The following is a 2,175-nucleotide window of genomic DNA, read 5'->3' on the forward strand; positions in this document are numbered from 1 at the left end:
TACTTAAAGGGGTCAACATCCGCCGGAATGTCATGCGGAAAACATCACATGAACCGGCTTCGGGAAAGGGGGTCAACATGATCAAGAATATCCAAATGGTTAGCATGATAAAAGGTGAATTAGAAAATCATGGAATATCGTCATTAGTTAAAAGTGATTTTAATTCTGGTGTGACCGCTGGATTTTCAGGAGGTGTTCCATCTGCAATTGATCTCTACATTGAAAGTAACGACTTGGAAAAAGCAACTCCAATTATTAACGACCTAATCAGAAATATATAGAAAAAGAAAACCTGAACAAGCACCTTGGCCAATTACAATAAAGTTGGAGAACTTTGATGACTCGAACTGAGATGAATTAGTGGAAGAACAAAAAGAATGGTATTAATAGAGCTAAATATTACAAACACATTGAATATAGCGCTAAAACGATGCTTTATTCTTAAGGTTTCCACTACAAAAACACCCATACATAAATTAAAGATTACATGGAATTAGAACCAATTGACGAATTATTTATAAAAAGAAAAGTGCATATTTCAACAGTAGGATGGTTGACAGCAATCATATCAGGACTAATAATTTACTTCATTACATTTAGTTTTGTGGATCTCTTTTTATTTAATTATAGTTATGAAATAAATGAACTGCTTAGTATAGCAGCAGATGTAAAATTACAGATGGAGGAGACCATAAGATTGGCAATGGTTGTTGAATGTGCTATTGGCTTAGTTGCCATATTGTTTCTTTTTAGTGCAATTGGTCTGATTCGTTACAGGAAGTGGGCTAGAAAAATATTTGTAAGCACTAGTTGGATTTTTATTGTTTTATCATTTGTGGTACTCTTATTATATGCATTCGCATTTAGCAAATACACTTCAGGTTTATTTCCAACAGATATAAAACCAATATCAAGTATTGATGTAAATGATTCATTGGCTATATTTAAACTAATTAGTAAAGTTAAGTTGCTTAGTTACGCTATAGTTTTAATTCTTACTATTAGAGGTTTGTTTAGAGTATGTTTAAAATTTAATAAAAAGGAGTACAAGAGACTATTTATATAATTAACCTATAGAGCAACCACTAAACAATTATATCAATTAAGCTGTTGAGGTTTAAGTTATAATACAAAAACTTAAACCATGAAGCTAAGAACATTATCTGTAATAGCTGGTATCAGTTACCTGATCATTTTTTTTGCAGCCATATTTGCTAATTTTTTTGTACTCGATTCCATAGTAAAAGAACCTTTACTAACCATACAAAATGATCATTTAATGGTGCGCTTCGGTATAATGGCCTTTATTATTACTGTTGTTTTTGATGTTGTGGTAGCATGGGCATTGTATGAGTTGTACAAAAAAAATATATTATCAGGATTAAGTACCTTGTTTAGAATGATGCATGCTGCAATTATGGGAGTGGCCGTGTTTACTTTACCTGTGGCATTAACCTTAACCAGCGAAAAGGAAATACTAAATCAAATAGATCTTTTCAATATCATCTGGTTAATAGGATTATTCTTCTTTGGAATTCACTTGATCCTTTTAGGACGCATTTTAAAAAAGCCAAAACTCATTACAATCTCACTTATCATTGCCGGGATAATGTACATGGCCGACACGGGAGCACACATCTTACTCCATAATTACGATGATTATAATTCCATATTTCTAGCTTTGGTAGCTATACCAAGTATATTTGGGGAAATGGCCCTGTCAGTTTGGTTATTGGTAAAGGGAGGTATATCTTAATAATCTAGTTTATTATCAAACTTTATTATTAATTGCTGCATCCAATATATAATTCAGGTGTAATTGAGACAATTTATTGAATACTCCCCATAGGTGTGATTAATGCCATCCTTGTAGGTATTTAACCCAAAATTGTAACTAAAAATGCCGTCCTTGTAGGTATTTAACCCAAAATTGTAACTAAAAATGCCATCCTTGTAGGTATTTGACCCAAAATTGTAACTAAAAATGCCATCCTTGTAAGTATTTGACCTAAAATTGTAACTAAAAATGCCATCCTTGTAGATATTTAACGCAAAATTGTAACTAAAATTGTCAACGTGATAGGGTATGTTCAAAATTCTGTGTCAGAGTTTGTTTATATGTTCATTTCTTTTTTGAAATCAATATCAAAAGCTTTGAAGGCCAAGTAAAGATTC

The 2,175-nt window shown here is 32.0% G+C and carries 3 protein-coding genes; all 3 read left to right on the forward strand.

Annotation, left to right across the window (positions count from 1 at the left end):
* Positions 1-281, forward strand: a 281-nt coding sequence (locus OM075_RS24870) for a putative signal transducing protein (protein ID WP_301193267.1), incomplete at its 5' end; no start/stop codon positions are given.
* Positions 282-487: 206 nt separating this feature from the next.
* Positions 488-1,066 (forward strand): hypothetical protein, encoded by a 579-nt coding sequence (locus OM075_RS24875; RefSeq protein ID WP_301193268.1) that lies wholly within the window; start codon positions 488-490, stop codon positions 1,064-1,066.
* A gap of 78 nt (positions 1,067-1,144) precedes the next feature.
* Positions 1,145-1,756, forward strand: coding sequence for a DUF4386 domain-containing protein (locus OM075_RS24880; protein ID WP_301193269.1), 612 nt, complete (start codon positions 1,145-1,147; stop codon positions 1,754-1,756).
* The last annotated feature ends 419 nt before the right edge of the window (positions 1,757-2,175 follow it).

The organism is Plebeiibacterium sediminum, from assembly GCF_026013605.1.
GTDB classification, from domain to species: domain Bacteria; phylum Bacteroidota; class Bacteroidia; order Bacteroidales; family Marinilabiliaceae; genus Saccharicrinis; species Saccharicrinis sediminus.

Bases quoted from the DNA above. Each gene is read 5' to 3' on its own strand.
- OM075_RS24875 (WP_301193268.1), top strand. From the start codon at position 488: ATGGAATTAGAACCAATTGACGAATTATTTATAAAAAGAAAAGTGCAT.
- OM075_RS24880 (WP_301193269.1), top strand. From the start codon at position 1,145: ATGAAGCTAAGAACATTATCTGTAATAGCTGGTATCAGTTACCTGATC.